Raw genomic sequence first — 14,365 nt, 5'->3', positions numbered from 1 at the left:
ATCAATCAAGCTTCAGTAACGTTTGTCGATAGTGAACTAGTTCATCGATCGACTCATGAACGTCCGCCAGCGCCGTGTGAGCCTGCTGTTTCTTGAAGCCGTTGTAGGCCGCCGGCTTCCAGCGCTTGGCGATTTCCTTGAGCGTGCTGACGTCGAGATTGCGGTAGTGGAAGTAGGCCTCCAGCCTTGGCATGAACTTGACCAGGAAGCGACGGTCCTGGCCGATGGTGTTGCCGCACATGGGCGAGCCCTGCTTGGGGATGTAGGCCTTGATGAACTCCAACAACTGTTCCTCGGCAGTGGCCTCATCCAGCGTGGATGCCTTGACCTTGTCGATCAGCCCGCTGCGACCGTGCGTGCCCTTGTTCCAGGCGTCCATTGCGTCGAGCACCTCGTCGGCCTGGCGGATGACGAGCACGGGGCCCTCGATGCGCGGCGTGAGGTCGGGGCCCGTGACGACCACGGCGATTTCCAGCAGGCGTTCCTTCTCGGGGTCGAGGCCGCTCATTTCGCAGTCGAGCCAGACGAGGTTCTGGTCGCTTTTCTTCAGGGTCGGGGGAGTCTGTTCAGTCGATTCGGGCATCGTGGGATTGTCGTCGAAGGCTCGCCGACGCCGGTCGCGACGACTAAACTCGGCGGCCCATGAATGCCTCCCTCGTTTTCACTTCCGCCTTCGCGGCCGCACTGGTGGTCGACCTGCTGCTGAAGTTCTGGCTCGCTTCGCGGCAGATCCGCCACGTCGCGCAACATCGAAACGTCGTGCCTGCCGACTATGCCTCGGCGATCTCGCTCGAGTCGCACCAAAAGGCGGCCGACTACACCATCGCCAAGGCGCGCTTCGGCCTGATCGAAGTGGCCTGGGGCGCTGCGCTGCTGTTGGCATGGACACTGCTCGGCGGCGTCGACCTGCTCAACAAGGTGCTGCTCGCCTGGCTGGGCGGCGGCATGCTGCAGCAACTGGCGCTGCTCGGCGCGTTTACGCTCATCGGCAGCCTGCTCGAACTGCCGTTTGCCCTGTGGCACACCTTCGTGCTGGAAGAGCGCTTCGGCTTCAACAAGATGACGTTGAAGCGCTGGGTGCTGGACCTGCTGATCAAGACCGGTTTGTTCATTGCGTTCGGGCTGCCGATCACCGCGCTGGTCCTGTGGCTCATGGGCGCGACCGGCGCCTTGTGGTGGTTCTGGGCCTGGGCCGCGGTTGCCATCTTCATGCTGCTTGCGCAACTGATTTATCCCAACCTGATTGCGCCGCTGTTCAACAAGTTCAAGCCGCTGGACGACCCGACCATCAAGGCGCGCGTCACCGCCTTGTTGAAGCGCTGCGGCTTCGTAGCCAAGGGCCTGTTCGTGATGGACGGCAGCACACGCAGCACCCATTCCAACGCCTACTTCACCGGCTTCGGCGCCAACAAGCGCGTCGTGTTCTACGACACGTTGCTGCGGCAACTCAGCGCCGGTGAAATGGAAGCAGTGCTGGCCCATGAACTCGGCCACTACAAGCGGCACCACATCATCAAGGCGCTCGTGCTGAGCTTCACGATGAGTCTCATCGGATTCGCCCTGCTGGGGTGGCTCTGCGCGCAGTCCTGGTTTTACACGGGACTGGGCGTCCAGCCGAACATGAGCGCGCCCAACAATGGCCTTGCGCTTCTGCTGTTCATGCTGGCGATTCCGGTGTTCACCTTCCTCATCGGGCCGCTGTTCGCGCAGTTCTCGCGGCGCAACGAGTTCGAGGCGGATGCCTATGCCGTGGCCCAGACCAACGGCAACGACCTGCGCGCCGCCCTGCTCAAGCTCTATGACGACAACAAGGCGACGCTGACACCCGACCCGGTGTTCGTGAAGTTCTACTACTCGCACCCCCCCGCTTCCGAGCGCCTGGCGCGCATGGCCGCGCCCACTTGATCCGAACGGAACCCCGCGAATGTCCACCAGCATGTTCAAGGCCAAGGAATGGAAAGGCCAGCCGCGCCGGGCGCTGAGCGCCACCGAAGTCGTCGCCAGCCTCGCGCGTCTCGATGGTTGGAGGCTCACCGGCGACGGCGCCAACGTGGCGATCGAGAAGACCTACACCTTCGCCAACTACTTCGAGACGATCGCCTTCGTCAATGCGCTGGCGATGATTGCGCACCGCGAGGATCATCACCCCGATCTCTCCGTGCACTACAACCGCTGCGTGGTCCGCTTCAACACGCACGATGTGGGCGGCATCTCGTCGACCGACTTCGACTGCGCTACGCAAGCCGACGCGCTGCTCGCACCTTGACCACCGCTGCGACCATGGAACACGCCGGTGGCTAAACAGCACAGTGCGCCAGCGATGGCGGAGCTGGACGTCGGCATCGTGATCGCCAGCCATGGCCGGCACTGCGTGGTCGAGACGCCCGATGGCGAGCAGGTGATCTGCCACCCGCGCGGCAAGAAGAGCCAGGCCGTCGTGGGCGACCGCGTGCGCTGGCAGGCGAGCGAGGACGAAGGCACGATCGAGCGCGTCGAGACGCGCCGCAACCTCTTCTATCGCCAGGACGAGATCCGCACCAAGTCCTTTGCCGCGAACCTCGACCATGTGCTGATCCTGATCGCGGCCGAGCCGGAGTTTTCCGAGCATCAACTGGCCCGTGCGCTGATCGCGGCCGAGGCCGAGCGCATCGCGCCGATCATCGCGCTCAACAAGAGCGACCTCGTCGCGCCCTTCGAACGCGCCTGGGCCCGGTTGGCGCCGTACCGACGCATGCACCACGGGGTGCTGCCGCTGTCGCTGAAGGCCTCGGGCGAGGTGGACCACGCGTCGTTGCTCAAGCTTCTCGCCGGCAAGACCACCCTGGTTCTCGGGCCGTCGGGCGCGGGCAAGAGCACCCTCATCAACTTGCTGGTGCCGGGCGCGCTCGCGCAGACCGGCGAGATCTCCAGGGCGCTCAACTCCGGCAAGCACACGACCACCAGCACCAGCTGGTACTGGGTCGACAAGGCTGGCGAGACGGCATTGATCGATTCGCCGGGCTTCCAGGAATTCGGGCTCAACCACATCGAGCCGATGCGGCTGGCCAGCCTGATGCCCGACATTGCCGAGCATGCGTCGAACTGCAAGTTCTACAACTGCACGCACTTGCACGAGCCCGGCTGCGGCGTGATCCCGCAGGTGGAAACGGCGGCCAGTCCGGGGCCGATCAGCGCGACGCGCTATCGGATCTACGGCGAGTTGTTTGCCGAGCTGAGCCAGCGACGATTTCCCTGAGCGTGCGCCTTGAACCCTTGCGAGGGGGCCGTCCAGTCACGACCCGGACCAAGCGTTCAGCCAGCGAGGATGTCGTTCAACGCATCGACAAGCGCGCCGCACTGGTCGCGCGTCCCTATGCTGATTCGCAGGTACTGCGCGATCCGCGGCGCTCGAAAGTGCCGCACCAGCACGGCCCGCTCCCGCAGCGCGGCGGCAAGCTCGCCAGCGTCACGTTGCGGGTGCCGTGCGAACACGAAGTTCGCCTGCGATGGCAGCACCTCGAAGCCCAGGTCCTCCAACTGCAGGCTCAACCCTTCGCGCGTGTCCATCACCGCCTTGCGGGTCTGGTCGAACCAGGCTTCATCCTCCAATGCGGCCACGGCGCCTGCCAGCGCGGGACGCCCCAGCGGATACGAGTTGAAGGTGTTCTTGCAGCGCGTCATGGCCTCGATCAGGTGCGCCTGGCCGCATGCGAAGCCGACGCGCAAGCCCGCCAATGAACGCGACTTGGACAGCGTCTGCACCACCAGCAGGTTCGGATATTTCGCAATCAGAGACAGCGCGCTGTCGCCGCCGAAATCGACGTACGCCTCGTCGACCAGCACCACGCGATGCGGGCAAGCCTGCAGCAGGCGTTCGATCTCGGCGAGCGGCAGGCCGATGCCGGTCGGCGCGTTCGGATTGGCCAGCACGATGCCGCCACAACCGCGAGCGGCGCGGGCCACCAGTGCGTCGACATCAATGCGCAAGCCATCGTCCACCGGAATCAACTCGCACGCGATGTCGTAGCGCTGCGTGTAGACGCGATAGAAGCTGTAGGTCACGTCCGGGAACAGCAGCGGCTCGCTCTGGCGAAAGAACGCGAAGAAGGCATGCGCCAACACTTCGTCGGACCCGTTGCCGGCAAACACCTCGTCGGCGGCGAGGCCGTGCCGCCGGGCCACTGCCTCGCGCAAGGCCAGCGACTCCGGATCGGGATAGCGCTCCAGCCCCTCGGCCGCAGCCCGCTGGACGGCGTCGATCGCCAAGGGCGACGGCGGGTACGGGTTCTCGTTGGTGTTCAGCTTGACAAGGTTGGCGATGCGCGGTTGCTCGCCGGGAACGTAGGGTTCGAGCGCAGCCAGGCGCGGGCTGTAGAAGCTCGGCAAGGATGCGGCCATCGATCAGCCGAGCAGGCGGGCCAGGGTCAGCAGCGCCAGCAGCAGCATCCACATCACGACCGAGCGCCAGACCAGCCCCACCACGCTGCGCAGGTGTCCCGGCTCCGGCTCGCGACCGGGCGTGCTGCCGCTGTCCACCCCATGGATGCTCGCGACCGACTCGCCGGCCTGGGCGCGCGAGAGCGGGTCTGTCACCGGCGCGGGCCGCAACCCGCCGCCGCCGAGTCGAACGTTGACCGCACCCGAAGTCGCAGCCAGGATCACGCCGTCGTTGATGTCCGGGAAGCGGCTGGCATCGTTACGCCAGCAGTCGATCGCATCCTCGAAGCTGCCCACCACCGCGAAGCCCAGCGCCGTGATGCGCGCCGGCACCCAGTCGATCGCACGCCACGCGCGCACCGACGAGCGCTGGACCCACACGCTGGATGGCTGCACCGAAGCGCCATCCTTGTGAACCCAGTAGCGCGCCACAAATTCGCTCATGCGGTAGAACACTGCGCCGGCCGGCCCCAGGCCGAAGGCCGCAAGAATCGAGAACCAGGCCAGCACGCCGAACACATGCCGATGCGCTGCGATCACCGAATGCTCGATGACCCGCCGGATGACTTCGCTGCGCGACAGGTTGGCGGCATCGACACGTTGCCATTGCGCCAGCAGCGATCGCGCGAGCGGGTCATCGCCACTGTCGAGCGCATCGCGAATGCCGGTGAAGTGATGGCTGAACTGCCGGAATCCCAAAGTCGTGTAGACCACCGCAATGCTCCACAGCACCGCAAAGGGCAGGCCCAGAGTGAGCACCAACGACCAGTAGATGCCGAATGAAAGCAGCGTCGGCAGGCCGACCGCCAACCCCCAGGCAATCCAGCCGTGATGCGGCTTGCCAGCGTCGAAGTTGCGGCTGACCCAACGCGTCCAGGCCAGCACGCCGCCATAGACAGGGTTGTGGTACGCAAGAGGCCGCACCTGCTCGATCAGTAACGCGCACAGGATGGCGAAGAAGCTCATGATTCGATGATAGCGAGCGCGGTCAATTTTCGGATCGAGGACGGATCCGGCAACTGCTGCGGCCATTCACGGCAGGCGAACAGAAGGCGGAGCCTGCTCGTGAGCACACGTGGAACCGGCTCTGCCGGGCCACCGGGTGCGCCCCCTTGAGCCCCGAAGGCGCATTCGGGGGTGGGCCCATTGCATCAGGCGATGAGGAAGCGATACAGGTTGCGCAACATCCCAGCCGTGGCGCCCCAGACGAATCGTTCGTTCGCACCATCCTGGTAGGGCATCGAATACCACTCTCGCGCCTTGCGCTCGGCGTCTGGCATCGCATGTCGACGATGATTGGCGGGGTCCATCAGGAACGCGAGCGGCACCTCGAAGGCATCGGCGACTTCGTCGGGATTGGGCAGCAACGAAAAACCCGGTTGCACCAGCGCGACCACCGGCGTGACGATGAACGAGGTCACCGTGGTGTAGGTCGGCAGGCTGCCCAATACCTCGACGTACCCGGCCGACAGCCCTACCTCTTCCCAAGCCTCGCGCAACGCAGCGGCCGCGACGTTGGCATCTTCCGGATCGACCCGCCCCCCCGGAAAGGCGATCTGGCCCGAATGCGTCGTCATGCGCGACGCGCGCTCGGTGAGCAGCACCGTGGGTTCGCCGTCATGCAGCACGATCGGCACCAGCACCGCGGCCTGGGCCGGCGCGCGATCCATCAGGCGCGGCTCACGCCGCAGTTCCGGCACCCAGTGGGGAGGCGTGGCGAAGCGTGCACGCAAGGCCTCAGGCGTCAGCTCGGCGCGCGCAACCGCGGGCAGGTCGCGGTCGACCGCAATCACCGGCACGGCGCGCGGGTCGAAGGAAAGCAACGACGCAGGCGCAACAGTGGTAGCGGGTTCGACAACAGCAGCGGACGCCGTCGGTGATCGGTCGGTCAGGTGAGACTCCTTGGAATTTCAGAAAGCAAGTGATGGGCCGGGCCCAATGCAAAAAGCCGCCCTTGTCGGCGGCTTCTTGGCACCACGGCGCAGCAGCAGATTACTGGGCGGCAGCAGCGTTGCTCGACTTGCCCGGCAGCTTTTCCTTGATGCGTGCCGAACGGCCGCTGCGCTCGCGCAGGTAGTACAGCTTGGCGCGGCGCACATCGCCACGACGCTTGACTTCGATGCCGGCGATCAACGGGCTGTAGGTCTGGAACGTACGTTCCACGCCTTCGCCGCTGGAGATCTTGCGCACGGTGAAGCCGCTGTTGAGGCCGCGATTGCGCTTGGCAATGACGACGCCTTCATAGGCCTGGACGCGCTTGCGCGAGCCTTCGACGACGTTCACGCTCACGATGACGGTGTCACCGGGCATGAAATCGGGGATCTTCTTGTTGAGCCGGGCGATTTCTTCCTGCTCGAGGGTCTGGATGAGGTTCATGATTTCCTGTGTTTGATCTTGTCCGCGCTGCACTAAAGGCGTTCGCTGATCGAATCCAGCAAAGTGGATTTGATGCGGACGCGGCCGGCCAGAGGATCGGAGAGCCAAAGATTATAGCTTTTTTTTGAGAAGGGCCTCATCGGCCTTGTTCAGGCGGCCGGCGGCGCGGGCCGCTTCGATCAGTTCGGGCCGGCGCGCAGCGGTGAGGCCCAGGCTTTGGTCACGCCGCCAGCGCTCGATCTGGGCATGATGCCCCGACACCAGCGGTGCCGGCACCGGCCGGCCCTGCCATTGCTCCGGTCGGGTGTAGTGCGGGCAGTCAAGCAGGCCATCGAGCGCGGGATTGAAGCTGTCCTGCACGTGGCTGGCTTCATCGCCGAGCACGCCGGGCTGCAGGCGCGCGACAGCATCGAGCAAGGCCATGGCGGGAATCTCGCCGCCCGACAAGACGAAGTCGCCCAAGCTGACCTGGTGCGTGACGCGGGCGTCGATGAAGCGCTGGTCGATGCCCTCGTAGCGGCCGCAGATGAGCACCGCGCCTGCGGCGGCCGACCATTGCTCGACCGCCGCGTGATCCAGCTTTGCGCCGATGGGAGAGAACAGCACGACCGGCACGGGCGCTGGCGCGTCGCCACGCGCGGCCAGCACCGCGTCCAGGCAGGCAGACAGCGGCTCGGCCATCATCACCATGCCCGGGCCACCGCCAAAGGGCCGGTCGTCCACGCGCTTGTAGTTGCCTGCGGCGTAGTCGCGCGGATTCCACAGCACGACCTCGACCTGCTTCGATTCGTAGGCGCGCCGCGTCACGCCACTCACCAGGAAGGGCGCGAACAGTTCAGGAAAAAGCGTGATGACATCGAAGCGCATGTGCGCCGGATGCCTAGTAGTCAGGCTGCCAGTCGACCGTGATGGTCCGGCCAGCCAGGTCGACGCCGTCGACGAATGCGGAGACGAAGGGCACCAGCCGCTCGACCGCGACGCCACCCTCTTCCGCTGCCAGCACCAGCGTGGTCTGTGGACCGGCGGCGAGCAGTTCACGCACCGTGCCCAGCTTGATGCCTTCGCGGTTGACGACTTCCAGGCCGATCAGGTCGACCCAGTAGTACTCGTCGGTGCCAGCCGTCGGAAAGCTCGAACGCGGCACGAACACGCGCGCGCCGCGCAGCGCTTCGGCCGCGGTGCGATCCACCACGTCTTCGGAGCAGGCGACGATGCAGTCGGAATGATCTTTCGCTTCGCGGATGGGCAAGCGGAAAACGCCGGCGGCTGCACCGGGGGCTTGCAGGAACCAGCGTTTGGAAGAAAAAAGCGCCTCGGGTTGGGCGCTGTGGGGCAGGACCTTGAACCAGCCCTTGATGCCCCAGGCATCGGCGATGCGCCCCACCTCGATCGCATCCGCCGGCAATTCGGCGGCTTCGAGTGTCGGCAACATCGCCTGGACAGCTTAGGCTGCTGCCGCGGGAGCCGCAGCGGCGGCTTGCTTGATCAGGCGTGCCACGGTGGGCGAAGCCTGGGCGCCGACGCTCTTCCAGTAGGTCAGGCGGTCTTGCGCAATGCGGATGCTTTCTTCGTTTTCCTTGGAGATCGGGTTGTAGAAACCCAGGCGCTCGATGAAACGGCCATCGCGGCGAACGCGCTTGTCCGACACGACGATGTTGAAGAACGGACGGCCTTTGGAGCCGCCGCGGGAGAGTCGAATGACGACCATGTTTTATCCTTGGGGTGGTGGAATTTCTTCCAGCGAGTTCTTTCAGCGTTGAGACACGCGCAATGACCACCCGGCCAGCGACACGCTGAAAAGCCTTCTATTATAGCCGGCTCCGGCAATGGCTCCTTTTTCCCGTTTTCAGCTTCCCCATGCCTACCATTCGCCCGAGCCGCGACGAAGACGTCGCCGCCATCACCGCCATCTACGCCCACCACGTCCTGCACGGCACCGGCACCTTCGAAACCGAGCCGCCGACCGAGGCCGACATGGCCGCCCGCCGTGCCGATGTGCTCGCGAAAAACCTGCCTTACCTGGTCGCAGAGAAAGACGGCGAAGTGCTGGGCTTTGCCTACTGCAACTGGTTCAAGCCGCGTCCCGCGTACCGCTTCTCGGCAGAAGATTCGATCTACCTGGCCGACTCAGCACGGGGTCAGGGTCTGGGCGCCAGACTGCTCGCCGAATTGTCGAAGGCGGCCGAAGCGGTCGGCGTGCGCAAGTTGATGGCGGTGATCGGCGATTCCGCCAATCTCGGCTCGGTCGGCGTGCATCGCGCACAGGGCTTCAGCCACGTCGGTGTGTTCAAGGATTGCGGCTGGAAGTTCGGCCAATGGCGCGACATCGTACTGATGGAAAAAGTGATCGGCGAAGGCAGCACGACAAGCCCTGAATGAAAAACAAGACCCTGGCCGCCTGGCTCGCCTTTCTCGGCGGGCCGCTGGGCCTGCACTGCTTCTACCTGCGCGGCATCGCCAGCCTGCCCGGTTGGTTGCTGCCCATCCCGACCGCGCTGGGCGTCTACGGCCTGGAGCGCGCCCGGATGTACGGCATGGACGACGCATGGAGCTGGGTGCTGGTGCCGCTGCTCGGCTTCACCATCGCAGGCTGCGCCTTGACGGCCATCGTCTACGGACTGATGACGCCGGAGAAATGGAATGCCCGCTACAACGCCGGCGCGCCGCTCGATGCGCCACAGGGCCGCACCCAGTGGCTGACGATCGGCGCGGTGGTGTTGGCCCTGCTATTCGGCAGCACCATCCTGATGGCCAGCATCGCGTTCAGCTTCCAGCGCTATTTCGAATACCAGGTCGAGGAAGGCCGGAAGATTTCGCAGTAGGGCCCTTTGGGCGCCTTGAGAATGCGTGAAGATTTCGCAGCAAGGGCACCGCGGTCGGGTCGCGGAGCGGCATTGCGCGCAGCGTGGTCATGCCGGAGCCAACCCCAAAGGCCCGAGATCAGTGGCCGCAATAAAAGGATTCACTCCTTCTTCAGAACAGCTTCAAGCTGAACCAATACGCAACCGCCGCCACGAAGGCCGAAGCCGGGATCGTGAAGATCCATGCCCACACGATCGTGCCCGCCACGCCCCAGCGCACGGCGCTGGCGCGCTGCGCCGAGCCCACGCCGACGATGGCGCCGGTGATGGTGTGCGTCGTCGACACCGGGATGCCCAGCGCAGTGGCCAGGAACAAGGTCAGCGCCCCGCCCGTCTCGGCGCAGAAGCCACCCACCGGCTTGAGCTTGGTGATCTTCTGGCCCATGGTCTTCACGATGCGCCAGCCACCGAACATGGTTCCCAGCGCGATCGCCGCATAGCAACTGATGATGGTCCAGTTCGGCGGGCTGGGATCCGAGGCGTTCGCATAACCGGTGGCGATCAGCATCATCCAGATGATGCCGATGGTCTTCTGCGCATCGTTGCCGCCGTGACCCAGGCTGTAGGCGCCCGCCGAAACGAGTTGCAGCCGGCGAAACCAGCCGTCCACGCGTGACGGCGTGGACTTGCGGAAGATCCAGGCCACCGCCACCATCATCATCGAGCCGAGGAAGAAGCCCAGCAGCGGCGAAACGAAGATGAAGGCCACGGTCTTCCAGATGCCCGCAGCGACCAGTCCACTGGAGCCGGACTTGGCGATCACGGCGCCGACGATGCCGCCGATCAGCGCATGCGAGGAACTGCTGGGGATGCCGTAGTACCAGGTCACGAGGTTCCAGCTGATCGCCCCGACCAGCGCCCCGAACACCACGTGCACGTCGATGACACCCGGGTCCGCGATGCCCTTGCCCACGGTCGCGGCCACGCTCAGGTGAAAGATGAAGATCGCGATGAGGTTGAAGAAGGCCGCGAACACCACGGCCTGGCCCGGCTTGAGCACGCCGGTCGACACCACGGTGGCAATGGAATTGGCCGCGTCGTGGAACCCATTCATGAAGTCGAAGCCGATCGCGAGCGCGACCAGCAGGGCGACCACCCAGAAACTGACCTGGACCGCTTCCATCAGGAGTTCTCGAGGATGATGCCTTCGATGACGTTGGCCACGTCCTCGCACTTGTCCGTGATGGTTTCGAGCAATTCGTAGATTGCCTTGAGCTTGATCACTTCGCGAACGTCAGGCTCTTCGCGGAACAACTTGCTCATGGCGCTGCGCATGACGCGGTCGGCGTCGGATTCGATGCGATCGATTTCCTCGCAGCCCTTCAGCGCCGCCTCGGCAATGGCCGGTTCTGCGATGCGGCCCAGGTGCTTGACGGTGTCCTTGAGCTTGTCGCAGCATTTCACGCTCAGCGCGGTGAGGCGCACGATCTCATCGGTCATGTGACGCACGTCGTAGAGCGCCATGGTTTCGGCCGAGTCCTGGATCAGGTCGGCCACGTCGTCCATCGTGTTGATGAGCTTGTGGATCTGCTCGCGATCGATCGGCGTGATGAAGGTCTTGTGCAACATCCGGTTGACGTCGTGCGTCACGCGATCAGCGGCACGCTCGGCATTGTCAACGTCGCGGTTGTACTGCTCACGCAGGTGCACGTCGTTGTAGTTGGCAACCAGTTGCTCGAAAGCGCGTGCCGCTTCCACGATGCGCTCGGCATGCTGGTTGAACATCTCGAAAAAATTCCCCTCGCGGGGCAGCAGCTTGCCGAACATTGGCCTCTCCTGGGGGTGGGGCGGCTACCAAACGTCAGTGACGCCGCTGTGAAAAACCGCGCAAGTGTAATAGGGTTAGGCCGGAGCCCTGGACGTTGACAACGACCCCGCTTGCGTGTAACAAAATGAAAACAGTCGTTACCCAACCCAAATTCATGCCGGAATCCGCTCGATGAGTTGCCCCGCCACTGCCGCAATCTGCTGCGGCGTGACCAGGTCCGGTGCGATCTCCGCAAGGGGCAGCAAGACGAAGGCGCGCTGATCCATGCGCGGGTGCGGCAGCGTCAACGAGGGCGTGTCGAGCACAGCGTCCCCGTGCAACAGCAGGTCGAGATCGAGGGTACGCGGCGCATTGCGGTAGGGGCGCTCGCGGCCGGCCTGCAATTCCAGCCGCTGCAATTCGGCCAGCAGGCCGAGTGGGTCCAGCCCCGTTTCGAGGGCTGTGACGGCGTTGAAGAAGTCCGGACCGGTGGCCTCGAACGGCGCGCTTCGGTACATCGAGGAACGGGCCACGACGCGCGTCTGCGCAAGGCCGTCCAGCGCCACCATGGCCTGTTCCACGGTGGCCTTCGCGTCGCCCAGGTTGGCGCCGATGGCGACGTAGGCGCGCACGCTCACTCGCTTGGTGACGAGGCTTGGTCTCCGCCACCGCCCTCCGGTCGCGGTTTACGGCGACGCCTGCGCTTGCGCGGCGCGACGGCCTCGCCGTCAGGCGGCACGGCCATTTCCGGCTCCGGCATGGACGCGGACGCTGGCGCGGCCGCGCGAGGCTGCGACTGCCCCTGCTTCGGCTGCTGCGCCTGCGGCGAACGCACACGCACGCGCGGCCCCTTCTTCTGCTCGTCGCGCACCTGGTCCATCAGGTCCTGCCGCCGCAGGTCATCGGCAGTGCTGAACTCCTGCCACCACTCGCCAATTTCCTCGCTCACTTCGCCCACGTCGGCGCGCAGGCGCATGAAGTCGAAGCCGGCACGGAAGCGCGCCTGCTCGACCAGGCTGTAGGGCGTGGCGCCGATGCGCTTGTCGAAACGCGGCTGCATCATCCAGATCTCGCGCATGTCGGCGGCCAGCTTGCCGCGGCCCGACACATCGCCGATGCGGGAATTGAACACGTCGTCAATCGCGTCCTGCAGCGCCGGGTACGAGGGCTGACCGCGCTGGCCGTGCTGGCCCGCAATGCGCGCGGCCCAGCCGTCGCGCACGTCGGCCCACAGCACGCAGGCGAGCAGGAAGCTCGGCGCGACCGGCTTGCCTTCGCCGACGCGGCGGTCGGTGTCCTGCAAGGCGGCGGTGACGAACGGTTGGTCTGCACGCTCGACGACGACGTCGAGCAACGGATAGATGCCGGTGCTCAGGCCCAGCTTCTTGAGCTGGGCGATGGTCGCGATCGAGTGACCGGTCTGCAACAGCTTGAGCATCTCGTCGAACAACCGGCTTTGCGGCACGTCGGACAGCAGCTTGCTCGAATCGACGAGCGGGGCCTTGGTCTTGGGCTCGAGCGTGAAGCCGAGCCCATCAAGCTTGGCCGAGAACCGGATGGCGCGGATGATGCGCACCGGGTCTTCGCGGTAGCGCGTGGCCGGGTCGCCGATCATGCGCAGGGTGAGCTTCTTCGCGTCCTTGATGCCGTTGTGATAGTCGACCACGACCTGGTTCGCCGGGTCGTAGTACATGGCGTTGACGGTGAAGTCGCGGCGCGCGGCGTCTTCCTCCTGCGGGCCCCAGACGTTGTCGCGCAGCACGCGGCCGGACGAATCCACCGCATGCTTCATGCTCGCCAGCTCGCCCTTGCTGGTGCGCTCGTTGCCCTTGACCTGCTCGGCCGCGGCGTTGTCCATGTAGGCGCGGAAGGTCGAGACTTCGATGACCTCATGCTCGCGGCCGCGCCCGTACACCACGTGCACGATGCGAAAGCGCCGGCCGATGATGAAGGCGCGGCGGAACAGGTTCTTGACCTGCTCCGGCGTGGCATTGGTGGCCACGTCGAAGTCCTTCGGCCGCAGCCCCAGCAGCAGGTCGCGCACCGCGCCACCGACCACATAAGCCTCAAAGCCCGCTTGCTGCAAGGTGGTGACGACGTTCTTCGCGCGCTCGTCGACCAGCGCCGGGTCGATGCCGTGCACGCTGGCCGGGACTTCCTGGCGTTTGCCGAAGCGCGTGGCCCCGGAAGATTTGCCAAGGAGCTTGTCGATGAATTTCTTGATCATGGGTTCTGTTCGCGGCTTGCGCCGCTCATTCGTTCTCTAGCATCGCCCGGATCAGCGGGATCGTGATGGCGCGCTGGGTGCGCAAGGCGAAGCCGTCGAGCAGCTCAAGCAACTCCATCAGGCTGCCCAGGTCACGGCTGAAGCGATGCAGCATGTAGTCGAGCACCTCGTCGGACAGGATGACACCGCGCGCGTCGGCGGCCCGACGTAGCACGGCGCGGCGCTCAGCCTCGCTCAATAGTTGCAACTGGAACACATGACCCCAGGCGAGACGCGTGCGCAGGTCTTCGCGCAACGCCAGGTCGGCCGGCGGCAAGCCACCCGCAGCCACCACGCCGCGCTGCAGGCTCTGCGCGTTGACGAACCAGTTGAAAGCCGCGTGCTGCTGCACCGCCGAGTAGAGGTGCACGTCGTCCATCAACACGGCGACCCAGCGTTCGTCGAAATCGGGCGGCTCCGCGAGGCCCGCATGCAACCAGCCCACCGTGCCGCCCTGCTCATGCAGCGCGGCGGACACGGCCTCCAGCAGGTGCGTCTTGCCGCAGCCGCCCTCGCCCCACAGGTACGTGGGCACCGGCGAATGCAAGGCGTGTGCGCCCTCGCCGACCCACACCTGCAGGTGGCGCACGGCAGCCTCGTTTGGACCGGCGACGAAGTCGGCCAGGGTCGGACCCGTGTCCAGGCCGATGTCGAGCGCGAGTTGTTTCATGCCCCGACGCGGCAACGCTGTACCGTGCC

General features: G+C 65.3%; 18 protein-coding genes. 5 read left to right on the top strand and 13 right to left on the bottom strand.

Annotated features, from left to right (window positions below; genetic code table 11):
• Position 1: 1 nt before the first annotated feature.
• A complete protein-coding gene (gene orn, locus WKW82_RS20765) occupies positions 2 to 583 on the bottom strand; it encodes an oligoribonuclease (RefSeq protein WP_340344229.1) in 582 nt (193 codons plus the stop codon).
• Positions 584 to 642: 59 nt separating this feature from the next.
• On the opposite strand from orn, the gene WKW82_RS20760 reads away from it, so the two are divergent.
• The 3 genes from WKW82_RS20760 to rsgA are packed head-to-tail and all read left to right on the top strand — an operon-like array spanning position 643 to position 3,235.
• Positions 643 to 1,905, top strand: coding sequence for a M48 family metallopeptidase (locus WKW82_RS20760; RefSeq protein ID WP_340344228.1), 1,263 nt, complete (start codon positions 643 to 645; stop codon positions 1,903 to 1,905).
• A 19-nt stretch (positions 1,906 to 1,924) separates the two neighbouring features.
• Complete coding sequence (locus WKW82_RS20755; protein WP_340344227.1) at positions 1,925 to 2,266, top strand: 4a-hydroxytetrahydrobiopterin dehydratase; 342 nt, start codon at positions 1,925 to 1,927, stop codon at positions 2,264 to 2,266.
• Between the two features lie 54 nt (positions 2,267 to 2,320).
• A complete protein-coding gene (gene rsgA, locus WKW82_RS20750) occupies positions 2,321 to 3,235 on the top strand; it encodes a ribosome small subunit-dependent GTPase A (RefSeq protein WP_340344343.1) in 915 nt (304 codons plus the stop codon).
• A gap of 56 nt (positions 3,236 to 3,291) precedes the next feature.
• Here the strand turns inward: rsgA and hisC are convergent, their stop codons facing one another.
• From hisC to rpsP, 7 genes are all read right to left on the bottom strand, one after another.
• Positions 3,292 to 4,377, bottom strand: coding sequence for a histidinol-phosphate transaminase (hisC, locus tag WKW82_RS20745; RefSeq protein ID WP_340344226.1), 1,086 nt, complete (start codon positions 4,375 to 4,377; stop codon positions 3,292 to 3,294).
• 3 nt (positions 4,378 to 4,380) lie between these two features.
• Positions 4,381 to 5,382: a CobD/CbiB family protein gene (locus tag WKW82_RS20740; RefSeq protein ID WP_340344225.1), complete on the bottom strand. Its 1,002-nt coding sequence runs from the start codon at positions 5,380 to 5,382 to the stop codon at positions 4,381 to 4,383.
• Positions 5,383 to 5,567: 185 nt separating this feature from the next.
• Positions 5,568 to 6,239: a CoA pyrophosphatase gene (locus WKW82_RS20735; RefSeq protein WP_340344224.1), complete on the bottom strand. Its 672-nt coding sequence runs from the start codon at positions 6,237 to 6,239 to the stop codon at positions 5,568 to 5,570.
• A gap of 169 nt (positions 6,240 to 6,408) precedes the next feature.
• Complete coding sequence (gene rplS, locus WKW82_RS20730; RefSeq protein WP_340334208.1) at positions 6,409 to 6,792, bottom strand: 50S ribosomal protein L19; 384 nt, start codon at positions 6,790 to 6,792, stop codon at positions 6,409 to 6,411.
• Between the two features lie 111 nt (positions 6,793 to 6,903).
• On the bottom strand, positions 6,904 to 7,659 hold the full coding sequence (gene trmD / locus WKW82_RS20725; RefSeq protein WP_340344223.1) for a tRNA (guanosine(37)-N1)-methyltransferase TrmD: 756 nt from the start codon (positions 7,657 to 7,659) through the stop codon (positions 6,904 to 6,906).
• 13 nt (positions 7,660 to 7,672) lie between these two features.
• Positions 7,673 to 8,224, bottom strand: a complete 552-nt coding sequence (gene rimM / locus WKW82_RS20720; RefSeq protein ID WP_340344222.1) for a ribosome maturation factor RimM — start codon at positions 8,222 to 8,224, stop codon at positions 7,673 to 7,675.
• A 12-nt stretch (positions 8,225 to 8,236) separates the two neighbouring features.
• A complete protein-coding gene (rpsP, locus tag WKW82_RS20715) occupies positions 8,237 to 8,500 on the bottom strand; it encodes a 30S ribosomal protein S16 (protein WP_340344221.1) in 264 nt (87 codons plus the stop codon).
• Between the two features lie 149 nt (positions 8,501 to 8,649).
• Between rpsP and WKW82_RS20710 the strand changes: the two genes are divergently transcribed.
• The gene (locus WKW82_RS20710; RefSeq protein ID WP_340344220.1) at positions 8,650 to 9,171 is read left to right on the top strand and encodes a GNAT family N-acetyltransferase; all 522 of its coding nucleotides are present in this window, start codon (positions 8,650 to 8,652) and stop codon (positions 9,169 to 9,171) included.
• Positions 9,168 to 9,614, top strand: a complete 447-nt coding sequence (locus WKW82_RS20705) for a TM2 domain-containing protein (protein ID WP_340344219.1) — start codon at positions 9,168 to 9,170, stop codon at positions 9,612 to 9,614. The genes WKW82_RS20710 and WKW82_RS20705 overlap by 4 nt, the downstream gene beginning before the upstream one ends.
• 151 nt (positions 9,615 to 9,765) lie before the next feature.
• Here WKW82_RS20705 and WKW82_RS20700 read toward each other — a convergent pair whose 3' ends face one another.
• The 5 genes from WKW82_RS20700 to hda form a co-directional block, all read right to left on the bottom strand.
• Entirely contained in the window at positions 9,766 to 10,776 is a 1,011-nt protein-coding gene (locus WKW82_RS20700; RefSeq protein ID WP_340344218.1) for an inorganic phosphate transporter, read from the bottom strand.
• Complete coding sequence (locus tag WKW82_RS20695; protein ID WP_340344217.1) at positions 10,776 to 11,420, bottom strand: DUF47 domain-containing protein; 645 nt, start codon at positions 11,418 to 11,420, stop codon at positions 10,776 to 10,778. Before WKW82_RS20695 ends, WKW82_RS20700 begins: the two co-directional genes overlap by 1 nt.
• Positions 11,421 to 11,573: 153 nt before the next feature.
• Positions 11,574 to 12,032 carry a 2-amino-4-hydroxy-6-hydroxymethyldihydropteridine diphosphokinase gene (gene folK, locus WKW82_RS20690; RefSeq protein WP_340344216.1) on the bottom strand — a complete coding sequence of 153 codons (459 nt, stop codon included), beginning with the start codon at positions 12,030 to 12,032 and terminating at the stop codon, positions 11,574 to 11,576.
• A gap of 2 nt (positions 12,033 to 12,034) precedes the next feature.
• Entirely contained in the window at positions 12,035 to 13,627 is a 1,593-nt protein-coding gene (pcnB, locus tag WKW82_RS20685) for a polynucleotide adenylyltransferase PcnB (protein WP_340344215.1), read from the bottom strand.
• Between the two features lie 25 nt (positions 13,628 to 13,652).
• Complete coding sequence (hda, locus tag WKW82_RS20680; protein ID WP_340344214.1) at positions 13,653 to 14,336, bottom strand: DnaA regulatory inactivator Hda; 684 nt, start codon at positions 14,334 to 14,336, stop codon at positions 13,653 to 13,655.
• Between the last annotated feature and the right edge of the window lie 29 nt (positions 14,337 to 14,365).

Origin of the sequence: Variovorax rhizosphaerae (assembly GCF_037889975.1) — a bacterium.
Taxonomy (GTDB): Bacteria; Pseudomonadota; Gammaproteobacteria; order Burkholderiales; family Burkholderiaceae_C; genus Variovorax; species Variovorax rhizosphaerae.
The sequence above is the reverse complement of the archived record's forward strand: the minus strand, read 5'-3'. Positions and strand labels throughout refer to the sequence as shown.